The organism is Erwinia sp. 1181_3 (assembly GCF_052824965.1).
Map to the genome: position 1 here is coordinate 13,647 of NZ_VTDE01000007.1, position 16,448 is coordinate 30,094.

16 protein-coding genes are annotated in these 16,448 nt (G+C 54.1%); 11 read left to right on the plus strand and 5 right to left on the minus strand.

Translation table 11 applies throughout. The annotated features are described in order from the left end of the window. Window positions 1-46: 46 nt before the first annotated feature. Together dsbC and recJ are read left to right on the plus strand one after the other, a co-directional pair. On the plus strand, window positions 47-751 hold the full coding sequence (gene dsbC / locus FY046_RS16790; protein ID WP_133846116.1) for a bifunctional protein-disulfide isomerase/oxidoreductase DsbC: 705 nt from the start codon (window positions 47-49) through the stop codon (window positions 749-751). Between the two features lie 5 nt (window positions 752-756). Next, entirely contained in the window at window positions 757-2,475 is a 1,719-nt protein-coding gene (recJ, locus tag FY046_RS16795) for a single-stranded-DNA-specific exonuclease RecJ (protein ID WP_133846115.1), read from the plus strand. A gap of 114 nt (window positions 2,476-2,589) precedes the next feature. Here the strand turns inward: recJ and FY046_RS16800 are convergent, their stop codons facing one another. Continuing rightward, window positions 2,590-3,213, minus strand: a complete 624-nt coding sequence (locus tag FY046_RS16800; protein ID WP_446186300.1) for a LysE family translocator — start codon at window positions 3,211-3,213, stop codon at window positions 2,590-2,592. Between the two features lie 102 nt (window positions 3,214-3,315). On the opposite strand from FY046_RS16800, the gene prfB reads away from it, so the two are divergent. The 3 genes from prfB to FY046_RS16815 all read left to right on the plus strand — a co-directional run bounded on the left by prfB (window position 3,316) and on the right by FY046_RS16815 (window position 6,562). Continuing rightward, window positions 3,316-4,414, plus strand: a protein-coding gene (prfB, locus tag FY046_RS16805; protein ID WP_133846113.1) for a peptide chain release factor 2 whose coding sequence is annotated in 2 segments (ribosomal slippage) — window positions 3,316-3,390 and window positions 3,392-4,414 — 1,098 coding nt in all. Because the reading frame shifts where the segments join, the coding sequence is not laid out codon by codon here. Between the two features lie 9 nt (window positions 4,415-4,423). Then, window positions 4,424-5,944: a lysine--tRNA ligase gene (lysS, locus tag FY046_RS16810; RefSeq protein ID WP_446186301.1), complete on the plus strand. Its 1,521-nt coding sequence runs from the start codon at window positions 4,424-4,426 to the stop codon at window positions 5,942-5,944. Window positions 5,945-6,058: 114 nt separating this feature from the next. Further along, entirely contained in the window at window positions 6,059-6,562 is a 504-nt protein-coding gene (locus FY046_RS16815; RefSeq protein WP_159337899.1) for a cupin domain-containing protein, read from the plus strand. A 62-nt stretch (window positions 6,563-6,624) separates the two neighbouring features. Here the strand turns inward: FY046_RS16815 and FY046_RS16820 are convergent, their stop codons facing one another. Beyond that, window positions 6,625-7,248, minus strand: coding sequence for a serine protease (locus FY046_RS16820; protein ID WP_133846110.1), 624 nt, complete (start codon window positions 7,246-7,248; stop codon window positions 6,625-6,627). A gap of 421 nt (window positions 7,249-7,669) precedes the next feature. Between FY046_RS16820 and FY046_RS16825 the strand changes: the two genes are divergently transcribed. Continuing rightward, on the plus strand, window positions 7,670-8,839 hold the full coding sequence (locus tag FY046_RS16825) for an MFS transporter (RefSeq protein ID WP_133846109.1): 1,170 nt from the start codon (window positions 7,670-7,672) through the stop codon (window positions 8,837-8,839). On the opposite strand, the gene FY046_RS16830 is transcribed toward FY046_RS16825, so the two are convergent. Then, window positions 8,836-9,756 carry a LysR family transcriptional regulator gene (locus FY046_RS16830; protein WP_339505035.1) on the minus strand — a complete coding sequence of 307 codons (921 nt, stop codon included), beginning with the start codon at window positions 9,754-9,756 and terminating at the stop codon, window positions 8,836-8,838. The two genes, FY046_RS16825 and FY046_RS16830, sit on opposite strands and share 4 nt — an antisense overlap. A gap of 125 nt (window positions 9,757-9,881) precedes the next feature. On the opposite strand from FY046_RS16830, the gene lysA reads away from it, so the two are divergent. Further along, the gene (gene lysA, locus FY046_RS16835) at window positions 9,882-11,135 is read left to right on the plus strand and encodes a diaminopimelate decarboxylase (protein WP_431022099.1); all 1,254 of its coding nucleotides are present in this window, start codon (window positions 9,882-9,884) and stop codon (window positions 11,133-11,135) included. A gap of 434 nt (window positions 11,136-11,569) precedes the next feature. Further along, window positions 11,570-12,136, plus strand: a complete 567-nt coding sequence (locus FY046_RS16840) for a DUF4225 domain-containing protein (protein ID WP_446186317.1) — start codon at window positions 11,570-11,572, stop codon at window positions 12,134-12,136. A 5-nt stretch (window positions 12,137-12,141) separates the two neighbouring features. Here FY046_RS16840 and FY046_RS16845 read toward each other — a convergent pair whose 3' ends face one another. Continuing rightward, window positions 12,142-12,462, minus strand: coding sequence for a hypothetical protein (locus FY046_RS16845; RefSeq protein WP_167863299.1), 321 nt, complete (start codon window positions 12,460-12,462; stop codon window positions 12,142-12,144). Between the two features lie 382 nt (window positions 12,463-12,844). Continuing rightward, a complete protein-coding gene (locus FY046_RS16850) occupies window positions 12,845-13,156 on the minus strand; it encodes a PTS lactose/cellobiose transporter subunit IIA (protein ID WP_133846104.1) in 312 nt (103 codons plus the stop codon). 181 nt (window positions 13,157-13,337) lie between these two features. On the opposite strand from FY046_RS16850, the gene FY046_RS16855 reads away from it, so the two are divergent. Genes FY046_RS16855 through FY046_RS16865 form a run of 3 tightly spaced genes read left to right on the plus strand, consistent with a single transcriptional unit; the run spans window position 13,338 to window position 16,437 of the window. Next, window positions 13,338-14,672 (plus strand): PTS sugar transporter subunit IIC, encoded by a 1,335-nt coding sequence (locus tag FY046_RS16855; protein WP_133846103.1) that lies wholly within the window; start codon window positions 13,338-13,340, stop codon window positions 14,670-14,672. Between the two features lie 9 nt (window positions 14,673-14,681). Then, window positions 14,682-16,109, plus strand: coding sequence for a glycoside hydrolase family 1 protein (locus FY046_RS16860; RefSeq protein ID WP_133846138.1), 1,428 nt, complete (start codon window positions 14,682-14,684; stop codon window positions 16,107-16,109). A 10-nt stretch (window positions 16,110-16,119) separates the two neighbouring features. Then, the gene (locus FY046_RS16865) at window positions 16,120-16,437 is read left to right on the plus strand and encodes a PTS sugar transporter subunit IIB (protein ID WP_133846102.1); all 318 of its coding nucleotides are present in this window, start codon (window positions 16,120-16,122) and stop codon (window positions 16,435-16,437) included. Window positions 16,438-16,448 lie beyond the last annotated feature (11 nt).

The window sequence follows — 16,448 nt, forward strand, 5'->3', positions numbered from 1 at the left end:
GACAAAAACATACAGCCCGCTTAGTCAGGCTATAAGGACATAAAAAATGAAGAAACATTTCCTGTTACTTTCGGGACTCATCGCGCTGGCCAGCGGACTGGCCTATGCTGATGATGCAGCGATTAAACAGTCTCTGAGTAAGCTGGGCTTACAGCAGACCGAGATTCAGCCTTCGCCTCTGCCAGGGTTTAAAACCGTGCTGAGCGAAAGCGGTGTGCTGTACGTCACCGACGATGGCAAACATTTCGTACAGGGGCCTCTCTATGATGTCAGCGGCGGTCAGCCGGTCAACGTCACCAATCAACTGCTGGAAAAGAAAGTTGAAGCGTTGAGCAAAGAGATGATCGTGTATAAAGCGCCAAAACAGCAGTACGTGGTGACGGTGTTTACCGACATCACCTGCGGCTATTGCCGTAAGCTGCATCAGGAAATGGCTGACTATAATGCGCTGGGTATTACCGTGCGTTATCTGGCCTTCCCGCGTGAAGGGATGAACGGCAATGTGGCGAAAGAGATGAAATCTATCTGGTCTGCCGCTGAACCGCGCAAAGCCTTTGATGCCGCGATGAAAGGTGAAGCTGTATCGCCGATTGACGGCAAAATCGATATCGGCCAGCAGTACAAATTGGGCATTCTTTACGGTATCCAGGGCACCCCGGCTATTCTGCTTGAGAATGGCAGCATGATCCCTGGCTATCAGAATCCACAGGACCTGAAGAAATTCCTCGACAGCCAGAAAAACGGCGGCTGATATTCGTGAACAGCACAACTGAACTCCGTCGTCGCGAGGCGACGGACACGGCCGCCTTACCTGCCGATCTTCACCCATTGTTACGTCGCCTGTATGCCCGCCGGGGCATCCGCCAGGCCAGTGAACTGGAACGCGGCGCGAAATATTTGCATCCTTTCCAGTCACTCAGCGGTATTCAGGCGGCGGTGGACATCCTGCAACGGGCACTGGCCGATAACCTCTGCATCATGATTGTCGGCGATTTCGATGCCGATGGGGCCACCAGCACGGCGCTAACGGTACTGGCGCTACGCAGCATGGGCGGGCAGAACATCAAATATCTGGTGCCTAACCGTTTTGATGATGGCTACGGCCTTAGCCCGGAAGTGGTAGAACAGGCGGCTGCACGCGGTGCACAGCTGATCGTCACCGTAGATAACGGCATCTCTTCCCATGCGGGCGTGGCGCTGGCCCATGAAAAAGGCATTCCGGTTGTTGTCACCGATCACCATTTGCCGGGCGATACGCTGCCGGCTGCCGATGCCATTGTTAACCCCAATCTTAACGACTGCGAATTTCCGTCCAAATCACTGGCGGGTGTGGGCGTGGCGTTTTATCTGATGCTGGCACTGCGTGCACAGTTGCGCGACAGTGGCGTGACCACGCTGCCGAATCTGGCAGAACTGCTGGATTTGGTCGCGCTCGGCACGGTGGCGGATGTGGTGCCGCTGGATGCCAACAATCGCATCCTGGTCTGGCAGGGGCTGAGCCGTATTCGTGCGGGCAAATGTCGTCCCGGCATACGGGCACTGCTGGAGATTGCCAACCGTGATGCGCGCCAGCTGGCCGCCAGTGATTTAGGTTTCGCCCTTGGCCCGCGTCTCAATGCCGCCGGGCGGCTGGATGATATGTCGGTCGGGGTGGCGCTATTGCTCAGTGAAGACCTGGGCCAGGCGCGTATGCTTGCCAGTGAGCTGGATGCACTGAATCAGACGCGCAAAGAGATAGAGCAGGGCATGCAGTCAGAAGCGCTGGCGCTTTGCGATCGTCTGGAAAGCAGCAGTGACGCTTTGCCGCTCGGTATTGCGATGTATCATCCAGAGTGGCATCAGGGCGTGGTCGGTATTCTGGCTTCGCGGCTGAAAGAGCGTTTCCATCGTCCGGTGATCGCCTTTGCGCCCGCAGGCGACGGCACGCTGAAAGGCTCAGGACGCTCGATTGCCGGGCTGCATATGCGTGATGCGCTGGAGCGGCTGGATACCCTTAATCCGGGGCTGATCATCAAATTTGGTGGACATGCGATGGCGGCAGGGTTGTCACTGGAAGAGGCGAACTTTGAACGTTTCCGTCAGTGTTTTGCCGATCTGGTGGGCGACTGGCTGGAGGCGGAATCCCTTCAGGGCGTGGTCTGGTCCGACGGCGAACTGATGGCGCAGGAGCTGACGCTGCCCACCGCGGAACTGCTGCGTGAAGCAGGCCCCTGGGGCCAGGCGTTCCCTGAACCGACGTTTGATGGCAAATTTAAGCTGTTACAGCAGAAGCTGGTAGGTGAGCGTCATCTGAAAGTGATGATTGAGCCATTGGGCGGTGGCCCTTTGCTGGACGGTATCGCGTTTAACATTGATACGGCTCTGTGGCCCGATCCCAGCGTGAAGCAGGTTGAGCTGGCTTACAAGCTGGACATCAACGAGTTCCGCGGCAACCGTAATGTGCAGCTGATCATCGACCATCTCTGGGCGCTGTAATTCACCTCATCCATTGTGCTGGCGGGCTGACCGACACAGAAGGTCAGCCCCTGGAGGAAATTTAACCCGTAGGGGGCGACCATGACGCTACTGATCCGTCGCCCCTTTTTCACATCATCCCGGCCGGCGGCTTAACGCCAGTTTTGCAGCAAACAATAAAAACACCGCGCCCGTGGTGCGGTCGAGCCACTTCACCACCCCTTCCTGTTTTAATATCCCTGACAGTTTGCGCGTGCTGCCAATCAGCAGCGCCGACCACAGCGTGCCCAGCACTACATGGATTAGCACCAGTCCAAAGGTCCAGAGCACCGGCGAATGCCCGGTCGGAATAAACTGTGGCAGGAAGGAGACGTAAAAAATCCCGACTTTAGGATTGAGCAGATTGCCGAAAAAACCGCGTAGAAACGCGTTCTGGCTACCGCTGCTCAGGGTTACGTCGCCCATTTGCTGGCGAGGTTTCAGCAACATTTGCACGCCAAGCCAGGCGAGGTAGCCTGCTCCGCACCACTTCAACAGGTTATAAGCCAGCTCAGACACGGCAATCAGTGCACCGAGGCCAAACGCCACGGCAGCGGCCCACGCCAGACAGCCGGCATTAATGCCCAGTTGAGCCTGAATGGCCTTCCGGGTTCCCTCTACCGTGGCGGTGCGTAAAATCAACGCGGTATCCAGCCCCGGCGTCAACGTCAGCAGTACGGCGGCAAAGGTGAATGCCATCAGGGCATCGGTAACGGACATGGCGATTCTCCATTGTGTTCAGTGCTACAAACTGTGCGCTATTTCGGTTAAACTGCGTGGTTACTATTACGTCCATTTCGATCACCTAAAAAGATTAAAACCATGTTTGAAATTAATCCGGTAAAGAACCGTATTCAGGATCTCACAGAGCGCAGCAGCGTTCTTCGGGGGTATCTTTGACTATGATGCCAAGAAAGAACGTCTTCAGGAAGTAAACGCTGAACTGGAACAGCCTGATGTCTGGAATGAACCTGAACGCGCCCAGGCGCTGGGTAAAGAACGCTCCGCATTAGAAGCCGTTGTGGAAACACTGGATCTGATGGAGCAGGGGCTGGAAGATGTTTCAGGCCTGCTCGAGCTGGCCGTTGAGGCCGATGATGAAGACACCTTCAATGAAGCGATTGCTGAACTGGATGTGCTGGAAAAGAAACTCGGCGAATTAGAATTCCGTCGTATGTTCTCCGGCGAATACGACAGCGCCGACTGCTACATGGATATCCAGGCAGGCTCCGGCGGGACAGAAGCTCAGGACTGGGCCAGCATGCTGCTGCGTATGTACCTGCGCTGGGCTGAAGCGAGAGGCTTTAAAACCGAAATTATCGAAGAGTCTGACGGTGAAGTGGCCGGTACCAAATCCGCCACCATTAAAATCATCGGCGACTACGCGTTTGGCTGGTTACGCACTGAAACCGGCGTGCATCGCCTGGTGCGTAAAAGCCCGTTTGACTCCGGTGGCCGTCGTCATACCTCTTTCAGTTCGGTGTTTATCTACCCGGAAGTGGACGACAACATCGATATCGACATTAACCCGGCCGACCTGCGTATCGACGTTTACCGCGCCTCCGGTGCCGGTGGTCAGCACGTCAACAAAACGGAGTCGGCGGTGCGTATTACCCACTTACCGACCAACATTGTTGTGCAGTGCCAGAATGACCGCTCTCAGCATAAAAACAAAGATCAGGCCTTCAAACAGTTGCGCGCCAAACTGTACGAATACGAAATGCAGAAAAAAAATGCTGACAAACAGACGGCGGAAGACAACAAGTCTGACATCGGCTGGGGCAGCCAGATCCGCTCTTACGTGCTGGATGATTCCCGCATTAAGGATCTGCGTACAGGCGTGGAAACACGCAATACTCAGGCGGTTCTGGACGGCGATCTGGATCGTTTCATTGAAGCAAGTTTGAAAGCAGGTTTATAAGGAACTCACATGTCTGAACAACAACCGCAGGCCGCTGATGCCGCCATTGAACTGAATAACGAACTCAAAGCGCGTCGCGAAAAACTGGCCGCACTGCGTGAAACTGGCGTGGCATTCCCGAACGACTTCCGCCGTGACCGCACCGCAGATACCCTGCACGCCGAGTTTGGTGGTAAAGAGAACGAAGAGCTGGAAGACCTTGGCATCGAAGTCAGCGTGGCTGGCCGTATGATGACTCGTCGTATTATGGGTAAGGCATCCTTTGTGACGTTGCAGGATGTGGGCGGCCGTATTCAGCTTTACGTATCCCGCGATGACCTGGCGGAAGGCATCTATAACGAACAGTTCAAAAAGTGGGATCTCGGCGATATCCTCGGCGCACGCGGCAAGTTGTTTAAGACTAAAACCGGCGAACTGTCTATCCACTGTAGCGAACTGCGCCTGTTGACCAAAGCACTGCGCCCGCTGCCGGACAAGTTCCACGGCCTGGCCGATCAGGAAACCCGTTACCGTCAGCGTTATCTTGACCTGATCTCGAACGACGACTCGCGCAACACCTTCAAAATTCGCTCCCAGATCATGGCGGGTATCCGCAGCTTTATGGTCGGCCGTGAGTTTATGGAAGTGGAAACCCCGATGATGCAGGTGATCCCTGGCGGTGCGTCTGCCCGTCCGTTTATCACGCATCACAATGCGCTGGACATCGATATGTACCTGCGTATCGCACCCGAGCTGTATCTGAAGCGTCTCGTGGTGGGTGGTTTCGACCGCGTGTTTGAAATCAACCGTAACTTCCGTAACGAAGGTATTTCGCCACGTCATAACCCAGAGTTCACCATGATGGAACTCTATATGGCGTATGCGGATTACAAAGACCTGATCGAACTGACCGAAAGCCTGTTCCGTACGCTGGCACAGGATGTTCTGGGTTCCACCGTGGTGCCTTACGGCGACCAGGAGTTCGACTTCGGTAAGCCATTCGAGAAGCTGACGATGAAAGAAGCGATTCTGAAATACCGTCCGCAGACCGACCTGACCGATCTCGACGACTTTGATAAATCGGTAGCGATTGCTCAGTCTCTGGGTATCAAAGTAGAGAAGAGCTGGGGTCTGGGCCGTCTGGTCACTGAGATCTTCGAAGAGACCGCAGAAGCGCATCTGATCCAGCCAACGTTCATCACGGAATACCCGGCCGAAGTGTCACCGCTGGCGCGCCGTAATGACCAGAACCCGGAAATCACTGACCGTTTCGAATTCTTTATCGGCGGCCGCGAAATCGGTAACGGTTTCTCAGAGCTGAACGATGCGGAAGATCAGGCAGAACGTTTCCTGCAACAGGTTAACGCGAAAGATGCCGGTGATGACGAAGCGATGTTCTATGACGAAGACTATGTCACCGCGCTGGAACACGGCCTGCCGCCAACGGCGGGTCTGGGGATTGGTATTGACCGTATGGTGATGCTGTTTACCAACAGCCACACCATCCGTGACGTGATCCTGTTCCCGGCACTGCGTCCAAGCAACAAGTAAACGCACGCTTGTAACATCAACGGTCAGCCTTAGCGCTGGCCGTTTTTTTTTGCCTCCGCGGGAAAAAAAGCAAATAGTAAGGACTTTCAAACTGCAACCGTAAAGAGGGCTGCCATGACCCGACCTGATTTTATCCGCCACTGGCGTGAGCTTGAGGGCGAAGATAACGAACACTATCCCGACAGCGAGGAGCTGATGTCCATAGGTGCGCCGCTGGGAAGGGCGCTCGGTCTGACGCGCCTCGGGATACATCATGAACGTCTGTTGCCTGGCCGTCGCATGTCCTACCCGCATGCTGAAAGTGCAGAAGAAGAGTTTGCTTATGTGCTGGAAGGGGAGCCGGAGGTATGGATCAATGGCGAGTTATATCGCTTAACACCCGGTGATGCGGTAGCGTTCCCGGCAGGCACCGGGATTTGCCATACCTTTATCAATAACAGCGATCGCGAAGCGCACTTTATTATCGTTGGTGAGGCGAATAAGAAAGAGAACCGCATCTGGTATCCGACAAATCCAGCCTACCTCGCTACGCGAGAGGATCGCTGGGACGATCCGCCAAAGCAGGATTTTGGCCCCCATGATGGGATGCCGGACTCATTGAAAAAAGGGACATCCTGAAAATGCCGGGATGGAAGGGAGACATGTGCAGGCGGCAGGAGGAGCGCCCGCGGCGGTGAAACTCAGGATTTCACCGCGTCGTTCAGCCAGTCTTTAAAGCGGGCATACGGCACATACAGCGAGACGTCTTTATACAGCGTCTTACCCGTTTTCATATCGTTAATGCGTTTGCTGTAGCCGACAATCACCCCGCCAATCGAATCATCAGACGCGTTATACACAGCGCCACCTGACATGCCCTGTACCACGCCTGCATCGGACGCCACCACGACGCAACTGACTTTATTCCAGGTGTTTTTTAGCCCGGTATTGATCAGATTGGTGCCCGTCGATGCGACCGGCATCGCCGAAATAAAGCTGTAACCGTAGAGATTAATCTTGTCACCGATCAGGCCGTTACGGAAATGCGGTGCCGGGACATTATCATTTTTATGATAGACCACGGCCAGGTCGCACTCAGGATGATATGACTTCACCCGGTACATGGAGAATTTTGCCACATGGGCCGCGGTCAGGCTGTAATCGGCCGTCAGCGGGATGGTGGTACCCAGCGTACCTAAGCCCAGCACGGTTGGAATACCCGTAACAGTCATATCCACCCGGTCGTGCGCTTCACTGCTGTACTGATACTTTCCGACGGAACATCCGACCAGAATCAGGGCTGGCAGGCAAATGACGAGTCGCATCGGGTCTCCTTGGTAATGGTTGATACAGCAATGGCAGGGTTTTTAACCTCATTTACTGGCATATCGGCCATCTGTCGCAGAACTTTAATGTATCAATGCTCCATCAAATCTGTCACAAGGCGAAGAGGTGCCAGCAGCGTTGAAGTAAAATTTCCAAAACTCAGATGAATCGTAGAATTGAATGATTAGGAAGGTTTATGTAATGGCCAGTTAACGGAAAGTATAGCGAAGAAAAACGATAAAATGAGCGTGCGATCGCATTTTTCTCACCGATTCATCACTACCCAGAGGATTCTTGCTGCCCAGGCAACAGACAGTTGCTGATAGCGGGCTGTAAGGCGTTCATTAGCTGTGCTTTAATGCGTTGCTGTGACGCAGATCAAATTTATCTTCTACACCAATTATCCTGGGAGTGTGTGACATGCCTGTTTCATTACTGGCGCTGGCGTTGAGTGCCTTTGCTATCGGCACCACTGAATTTGTCATTATGGGGCTGTTGCCGGAAGTGGCGAATGACCTGCGCGTGTCGATTCCATCGGCAGGCTGGCTGATCAGCGGTTACGCGCTGGGGGTGGCGATTGGCGCTCCGATTATGGCATTGCTGACGGCCAGGCTACCGCGCAAACGGACGCTGATCCTGCTGATGGCGATTTTTATCGTCGGGAATATTCTCTGTGCGCTGGCTTACACCTATAACCTGCTGATGCTGGCGCGCGTCGTGACCGCGCTGTGTCACGGTGCCTTCTTCGGTATCGGTGCCGTAGTCGCAGCCAGCCTGGTCGCACCGGGTAAACAGGCTTCTGCCGTTGCGCTGATGTTTACCGGCTTAACGCTTGCCAACGTGCTGGGTGTGCCGCTGGGCACCTGGTTTGGTCAGATGTTTGGCTGGCGTGCCACCTTCTGGGGCGTGGCGGTGATTGGCGTACTGGCCTTTATCGGCCTGATCGTCAGCCTGCCCACTAACCGTAATGAGAAGCCGGTACATCTGGCATCAGAAGTCAGTGCGCTGAATAACGGCAAGCTGTGGCTGTCGTTGCTGATGACAGTGTTTTTCGCCGCCGCGATGTTCGCCTTATTCAGCTATATTGCGCCGCTGTTGTTGCAGGTGACGGGCATGACGGACCGAGGCGTCAGTTGGACGCTGTTCCTGATCGGCGCGGGTCTGACAGTGGGTAATATCCTCGGTGGTAAGCTGGCCGACTGGAAAGTGTCGTTCAGCCTGATCCTCAGCTTCTCGCTGATCGCGGTGTTCTCCCTGCTGTTTAGCTGGACCAGCCATTCACTGTGGCTGGCGGAAATTACCCTGTTCCTGTGGGCGATGGCGACCTTTGCAATGGTTCCGGCGCTGCAAATCAACGTGGTCCGCCACGGTAAAGATGCACCGAACCTGGTGTCGACGCTGAATATCTCTGCCTTTAACGTCGGTAACGCGTTGGGTGCCTGGGTGGGAGGCGCAGTGATTGGCGGTGGCTACGGCCTGACGGCGGTGCCCGTCTCGGCAGCCGTACTGGCAGTGATTGGGCTGCTGGTTTGCCTCTATACCTTCCGGGGATCACGCGGCCAGCCGCAGCCTGCCAGGGCAACGCATTAAATGAGTCGTTGTTGCAGGCGCTGGCTGAACAGGCCCGCCTGCTGTTGCAAATGCTGGCTGAAGGCATCGACCAGTGCCGATGCGGGGCGGTGGCGCGGCCTAATCAGACTGACGGTAAACGGCACGGCGATGCTGAAACGCCGTATCACCACTCCGCTGTCGGCGTAATCCAGCGCCGTCAGCGGGTTCACAATCGATACCCCTACACCTGCCCTGACCATCGAACATACCGACGCCGCACTGTGTGTCTCCATCACCATGTGCCGCTGGACGCCCTGTTCGGCAAACACGCCATCAAGAATCTGACGGTAGCTGTCCGTGCGTGACAGGCTGATATAACGCTGCCCGGCGAAATCCTGTGGTGTCAGGCAGTCGCGACTGGCCAGCGGATGCTGTACTGGCAGCACACAGACTTCATCGCCGGTAAACAGTGCGCTGCGTTCGGTGCCTGCCGGGGTGTGTGTGGTTTCGGTCAGTCCCAGATCATAACGTTGCGCCGACAACCACTCTTCCAGCAGCGGTGACTCCTGGGGAATGATATTCAGGCTGAGGTCCGGGTAGCGCGCCATAAAGGGCTGACACAGCAGCGGCAGCAGTGACTGGGAAAACACCGGCAGACAGGCCACCGACAGCTCGCCCTGGCGAAACTGACGTAATCCTTCGGCGGCGCTGATAATGCGGTCCAGTCCGTACCAGGATCGCTGCACCTCTTCAAAAAGACGCAAGCCCTGTACCGTGGGTTGCAGGCGTCCGCGCACGCGTTCAAACAGTTGCAGACCAATCAGCTTTTCAAAACGCGCCAGCTCACGGCTGACGGTGGGCTGCGAGGTATGCAGCAGCGTTGCCGCTTCCGTCAGGTTGCCGGTAGTGACCACCGCATGAAAAATTTCAATATGACGCAAAGAAACGCCCGCCACGTTCGGCTCCCGTGAATGATCAATGCTAAAGCCATATCATGGATGAATAGAGTGCGATAAAAAAGATATTTTTATCCCGTCTCAGGCTGTGGCGTAATAGAGGCATAAACTTATGGAGAATCCTTATGCCGCGCCTGCTTACTGACACTACCACCGCCCTGACTCAGGACAACCTGTTACCGCTGGCACGCCACTATGGCGGCCCATTCTGGGCTTATGATGCCAGTATCATCCAGGCCCGCATCAGCCAGCTTCAGCAGTTTGATGTGGTCCGCTTCGCGCAGAAGGCCTGTTCGAATATTCACATTCTGCGCCTGATGCGTGCCGCGGGCGTGAAGGTGGATTCTGTTTCCCTGGGGGAGATTGAACGCGCGCTGGCCGCAGGTTATCAGGCCGGTGGCGATGAAATTGTGTTTACGGCTGATTTGCTCGATGAACCCACGCTGGCACGGGTTGCCGAGCTGAAAGTGCCGGTCAACGCCGGTTCCGTCGATATGCTGCATCAGTTGGGGCAGGTGTCTGCCGGGCATCCGGTCTGGCTGCGCGTTAACCCGGGCTTTGGTCACGGCCACAGCCAGAAAACCAATACCGGTGGTGAAAACAGCAAGCACGGGATCTGGCATGGTGATATGGGCCTGGCACTGGAAGCCATCCAGCAGCATCAGATGAAGCTGGTGGGGATCCACATGCATATCGGTTCCGGCGTGGACTACGGACACCTTGAGCAGGTGTGCGATGCGATGGTGAATCAGGTGGTGAGCTTTGGCCAGGATCTGGAGGCTATTTCTGCCGGAGGCGGGCTGTCGATCCCTTATCACTTTGGTGAAGAGACGATTGATACCAACCACTATTACGGTCTTTGGGATGCCGCACGCAAGCGCGTGGCACAGCATCTGGGTCATCCGGTCAAACTGGAAATCGAACCGGGACGTTTCCTGGTGGCAGAATCCGGTGTGCTGGTCAGCCAGGTGCGGGCGGTTAAATCGATGGGCAGCCGTCACTTTGTGCTGGTGGATGCCGGGTTTAACGATCTGATGCGTCCGTCACTGTATGGCAGCTACCACCATATTTCGGCCATTGCCGGGGACGGTCGCACACTGGACGAGGAAAACACGATTGAGAGCGTGGTGGCGGGGCCGCTGTGCGAATCGGGCGATGTCTTTACCCAACTGGAAGGCGGCAAAGTCGAAACCCGTGCACTGCCAGCGGTGAAGGTGGGCGATTATCTGGTGTTCCACGATACCGGCGCTTACGGTGCCTCCATGTCGTCGAACTACAACAGCCGTCCGTTGATCCCGGAAGTGCTGTTCGAAAACGGCCAGTCGCGCCAGATCCGCCGCGCGCAAACCGTGGCCGAGCTGCTGGCGCTGGAACTGTAATCCATTCCCCCGTGCCATAGGGGCCGATCATTTGTTTCGATCGGCCTCAAATCAGCCCATTACAGACATTTTATTCGCTACTGCTGATGTGACAGGGCTGAGGCCAGTTTGAGCACACCGGATCGGCAAAAGACGCATCCCTGCGGGCCTCGGCACGCGCCATCCTGTCGCGTGACGTCCGGCTTACCTCAAACTGGCCCCATCCTCGTAGTAAGTGTGCTCGCTGTAGCGTTAAAACCACCACGACATTGCGATTTATTGCAGGGGCCGATCATTTTTTCCGATCGGCCCGTTGCCGCGCACGACTATTCTGCAAACATCTCTTTCCTTAACAGCACAATCTCTTCTGCCTGCCGCTAATCCAGCAGAGTGTGAATAAGAATTAAGATCGGTCTGTATTCTGAAAAAAAAGTGAAAGGGTATGCCGGGACTCCCTGGATAATCTTCGGCAGGAGAGGGCTTTTATCGACAGGCAAACATGGAGCCTGCTTGGGCATAATGCAAAAATAGTGGCATCGGGGAAAATTGTTAAAGAACTGGATTCCTGGGGATATATCATTAATGGAGTAGGGGTTGTGCTGGGGGGATTTCAGATAGTTGCGGGAATTACAATTTTTACCGGTTCACTTGCTCATTTAAACATTGTGGGTATGGTTGCTGGTGCCACACTTTTTCTGCATGGGATAAATGGTATTGAAGAAGGAATTGTAAATATTAAAAATGGTAGTGAAGGCCATGTTGGAAAAATAAAAGAAGGATATATAAATACAGCAAGGTTCATGGGGTTTGATGAGAAAGTCGGCGCACTAGCTTACAGTTCAATGGACTTATCACTCTCTGCGTATGGCATGGCCCGTTTTGTATTAAAACCAGATGCCAGAAGATTGTTTAACTTTCTCCCTTCAGACTATATTAGAAATGTGAAGAGAATGAGTGTGCCTTCTCTTTTAATCGAAGGCACAGGTGATGCTATTACTATAAAAACAGCACTGGAAGAATAACTTAATCAAGTTATTAATTTCCTGCCATGAATAAATATCTTCGCCCCTAACTTGGTTGGGGCGAGGATTTCAGAAACGATCATGGCAAAAACATACCCCACCAGAAATCCATAAAAACCATCCATGTTGTTTTCTTCATAAGTCGAAATCAGGAGAAGTGTCATTATTAATCTGAGAGTTGCTATCCCTAAAAAAACTCGCCTTAACTTTATCAGAACTTGCGCATAGGTTGTGCGGTTTTTTTTCACAAAATATTTTATTTTTCTAATTTCTTTAGTCGTAAATCCACTTTTCAGCAGTTTTTCTTCCATATCAATATCATTCATCCTTGCCCTTCCTTTTAATATTTACCTCTCCTTTTCCTCGTAAAAGAATATCACGCAGAACGACCGCTGAGTATAAAAATAAGCCTTACGCACCGCTGGGGCCGATCACTTTTTCCGATCGGCCTCAAATCACCCCGTTACAGACATTTTATTCGCTGCTGCTGATGTGACAGGGCTGAGGCCAGTTTGAGCACACCGGATCGGCAAAAGACGCATCCCTGCGGGCCTCGGCACGCGCCGTCCTGGCGCGTGACGTCCGGCTTACCTCAAACTGGCCCCATCCTCGTAGTCAGTGTGCTCGCTGTAGCGTTAAAACCACCACGACATCGCGATTTATTGCAGGAGCCGATCATTTCTTCCGATCGGCCCATTGCGGATACGACTATTCTGCAAACATCTCTTTCCTTAACAGCACAATCTCTTCCGCCAGATCGCGGCACAGCATCGCATTCATCAGGTGATCCTGGGCATGAACGAGGATCAGCGTGACCGGCACTTTGCCACATCCCTCATCAGCCCCTATCAGCTGTGTCTGTATCTTGTGGGCTCCTTTTGACGCTTCCAGTGAAGCCGCCAGTGCCGCATCGGCCTGCTGCCATTCGCGCTTACGGGCGTGCTGAATGGCGCTCATGGCGTGGGATCGTGCTTCGCCTGCATTGATCAACAATTCCATCATGGTCTGCTCGAAATCCATCATTGCCTCCATTGGTATGCCAAAATTGGTTTAATTATCTTATTGGAATACCAGTGATCACTTCTGAGAGTCATATCACAGTAAATAACTCGTAATTGTTTATTTTTGGTATGCCACAACAGCGGAAGTTCAACAAATACCAGTGCCGGGATGCCTGACCCCTTACCTCGAGGATTTACACATGTCTCTACAGGATCGGCTAATCGACTCGCTGGGGAGTTTTGCCACAAAATTCAACAGCTACCGCTACATCATGGCGATCAAGGCCTCGTTTATTACCCTGATGCCGGTGATTATTGTCGGTGCGTTTTCGGTGCTGATTTCCAATATGGTGCTGGATGGCAAGAACGGGCTGGCGAGCTTTGAGGCGCTGTCGTTCCTCGCCGAACTCAAACCCATTACTTCCAGTATTAACTATGCGACGCTCAGTTTTCTGAATATCGGTGCAGTGTTCCTGATCGGTATTGAACTGGGGAAAATCAACGGCATCAAAACCCTGTTCCCGGGTCTGTTGGCGATTATCTGTTTTATCGCCGTCACGCCAACGACATTAAGCATGATGGTCAACGGCCAGTTGCAGGTGGTCACTGACGTGCTGGCGAAACAGTTCTCGGATACCAAAAGCCTGTTCCTCGGCATGTTTATTGCCATTCTCTCCGTCGAGATCTATTGCCGACTGGAAAATATCGATCGGCTAAAAATCAAAATGCCGGATACGGTACCACCGAATGTGGCAGCTTCGTTCTCGGCGCTGATCCCATCGATTATTACCGTCTCCGCCATCGCCACGTTTGGTTTTATCTTCCACCGTTTCACCGGCATGTATCTGTATGACGCGGTGTACAAAATTGTGCAGGAACCGCTGGAATCGGTGGTGCAGAGCCTGTGGGGTATTCTGCTATTGATGTTTGTTGCCCAGCTGTTCTGGGTGATCGGTATTCACGGTAATCAGATGGTGAAACCGATCCGCGAACCGCTGCTGCTGGGGGCGATCCTGGTCAATATGAACGCCTTTGAGCAGGGCATTGAAGCACCGAATATCATCACCATGCCGTTCTGGGATGTGTATATGAGCATCGGTGGGTCCGGGTTGACGATCGGCTTACTGACGGCGGTGATGCTGGCAACCAAACGCAAAGAGATGCGGGAAATCGCCAAGCTGTCATTCGGTCCTGGCCTGTTTAACATTAACGAACCGGTGATCTTCGGCATGCCGATTATGCTCAACCCGATCCTCGCCATCCCGTTCATTATCACGCCGCTGATCACCGGATCGATAGGTTACTTCGCCACGGTCACTGGGTTTGCCGGGAAAGCGGTAGTGATGGTGCCCTGGACCACGCCGCCGATCATCAATGCCTGGCTCTCTACCGCCGGATCGATGGGGGCTGTGGTGACGCAAATCGTCTGCATTATCGTCTCCATTCTGGTCTATCTGCCGTTTGTCAAAATCGCTGCGCGCCGTGCAGAGGCCGCTGAAGCCCGCGCGTTACAGCCTGAACTCGCGAAACACTAAGGAGCTATGATGAGCACAATCAACGTCACTATCCCGGCCGATTTTATTCTCGGGGCCGCGGCTTCCGCGTGGCAAACCGAAGGCTGGAGTGGCAAGAAAGCGGGGCAGGACTCTTACCTCGATGCCTGGTATCAGAACGATCGTCATGTCTGGCACAACGGTTACGGCCCGGCGATCGCCACCGACTTTATCAATCGCTATAAAGAAGATGTCGCCTTGATGAAAGCCTCGGGGCTGACGCACTACCGCACCTCGATTAACTGGTCGCGCTTTCTGACTGATTATGAAAATGCCGTCGTTGATGAAGAGTACGCCGCGTATTACGACAACCTGATCGATGAGCTGCTGGCAAACGGCATTCAGCCGATGCTGTGCCTGGAACACTACGAGCTGCCAGCTGCCCTGCTGGAGCAGCACGGCGGCTGGGGTTCAAAGCATGTGGTGGAGCTGTTTGTCCGTTACGCAGAGCAGGTGTTTGCACGTTACGCCCACAAGGTGACGCGCTGGTTTACCTTTAACGAGCCGATTGTGGTGCAGACGCGGGTCTATCTGGATGCGCTGCGCTGGCCATACGAGCAGAACACTGACAAATGGATGCAGTGGAACCACCATAAAAATCTCGCCACGGCGAAAGTGGTGCAGCTGTTCCGGGAGAAAGGTTATCAGGGCACGGTTGGCACCATCCTGAACCCGGAAGTGACGTACCCGCGTTCCAGTGCGGCGCATGATGTGAAAGCGGCGGAAATGTACGACTTGTTCTACAACCGCGTTTTCCTTGACCCGGCCATCAAAGGCGAATACCCGGCGGAGCTGGTTCAGTTGCTGGAAAAACATCAGGTGAAATGGGATTACAACGCGCAGGAGCTGGCGATTATCTCCGCCAACCGCGTAGATGAAGTCGGCATCAACCTCTATTACCCGCACCGCGTGAAAGCGCCATCGCGTGCCTGGCACCCGGAAACCCCATTCCATCCGGCCTTTTACTACGAGCATTTCGAACTGCCGGGGCGGCGTATGAACACCTCGCGTGGTTGGGAGATTCAGCCCGCCATCGTCTGGGATATGGCCTTGCGTATGAAGAATGACTACGACAATTTCCCGTGGTTTATCGCTGAAAACGGGATGGGGATTGAGAACGAAGCGCGCTTCAAAAATGCTGACGGCGAGATACAGGATGACTACCGCATCGCCTTTATCACCGAACACCTTTACCAGGCCGTGCGGGCAAACGCCGCTGGAATGAACTGCCTGGGCTATATGCTGTGGGCCTTCACCGACAATGTTTCCCCGATGAATGCCTTCAAGAACCGCTACGGACTGATTGAAATCGACCTGGATTGCCAGCGCCAACGCCGGATGAAAAAATCCGCTCACTGGTATCAACAGGTCAGCGAACAGCGCCAGCTCTCTGTCACCCTGGATGATGAAGCCAAATAAGGAGTTACCCATGCAACGTATCGTACTGGCCTGCGCAGCAGGCATGTCCACCTCAATGGTGGTGACGCGAATGGAAAAAGAAGCTGCTGCCCGTGGACTGGCATACCAAATCTATGCGATCCCGGAACAGAATCTGCGTGACGAGCTGGAAAACTACCCCGGCGAAGTGGCGGTGGTGCTGCTGGGGCCGCAGGTGCGCTTTAAGCTTGAAGAGAACCGCAAACTTACCGACAGCCACAATATCCCGATTGCGGTGATTGATTCGGTGGCTTATGGCACCCTTAACGGCGCAAAAGTACTCGATCAGGCGCTGGCTTTGGTAAGCTAGGCGTCATTGAT

Coding starts and splice junctions, on each gene's coding strand:
- FY046_RS16800 (WP_446186300.1), bottom strand. CDS start 3,213: ATGTCCGTTACCGATGCCCTGATGGCATTCACCTTTGCCGCCGTACTG.
- lysS (WP_446186301.1), top strand. CDS start 4,424: ATGTCTGAACAACAACCGCAGGCCGCTGATGCCGCCATTGAACTGAAT.
- FY046_RS16865 (WP_133846102.1), top strand. CDS start 16,120: ATGCAACGTATCGTACTGGCCTGCGCAGCAGGCATGTCCACCTCAATG.
- lysA (WP_431022099.1), top strand. CDS start 9,882: ATGCCGCGCCTGCTTACTGACACTACCACCGCCCTGACTCAGGACAAC.
- FY046_RS16850 (WP_133846104.1), bottom strand. CDS start 13,156: ATGGATTTCGAGCAGACCATGATGGAATTGTTGATCAATGCAGGCGAA.
- dsbC (WP_133846116.1), top strand. CDS start 47: ATGAAGAAACATTTCCTGTTACTTTCGGGACTCATCGCGCTGGCCAGC.
- FY046_RS16855 (WP_133846103.1), top strand. CDS start 13,338: ATGTCTCTACAGGATCGGCTAATCGACTCGCTGGGGAGTTTTGCCACA.
- FY046_RS16815 (WP_159337899.1), top strand. CDS start 6,059: ATGACCCGACCTGATTTTATCCGCCACTGGCGTGAGCTTGAGGGCGAA.
- FY046_RS16825 (WP_133846109.1), top strand. CDS start 7,670: ATGCCTGTTTCATTACTGGCGCTGGCGTTGAGTGCCTTTGCTATCGGC.
- FY046_RS16845 (WP_167863299.1), bottom strand. CDS start 12,462: ATGAATGATATTGATATGGAAGAAAAACTGCTGAAAAGTGGATTTACG.
- FY046_RS16820 (WP_133846110.1), bottom strand. CDS start 7,248: ATGCGACTCGTCATTTGCCTGCCAGCCCTGATTCTGGTCGGATGTTCC.
- FY046_RS16860 (WP_133846138.1), top strand. CDS start 14,682: ATGAGCACAATCAACGTCACTATCCCGGCCGATTTTATTCTCGGGGCC.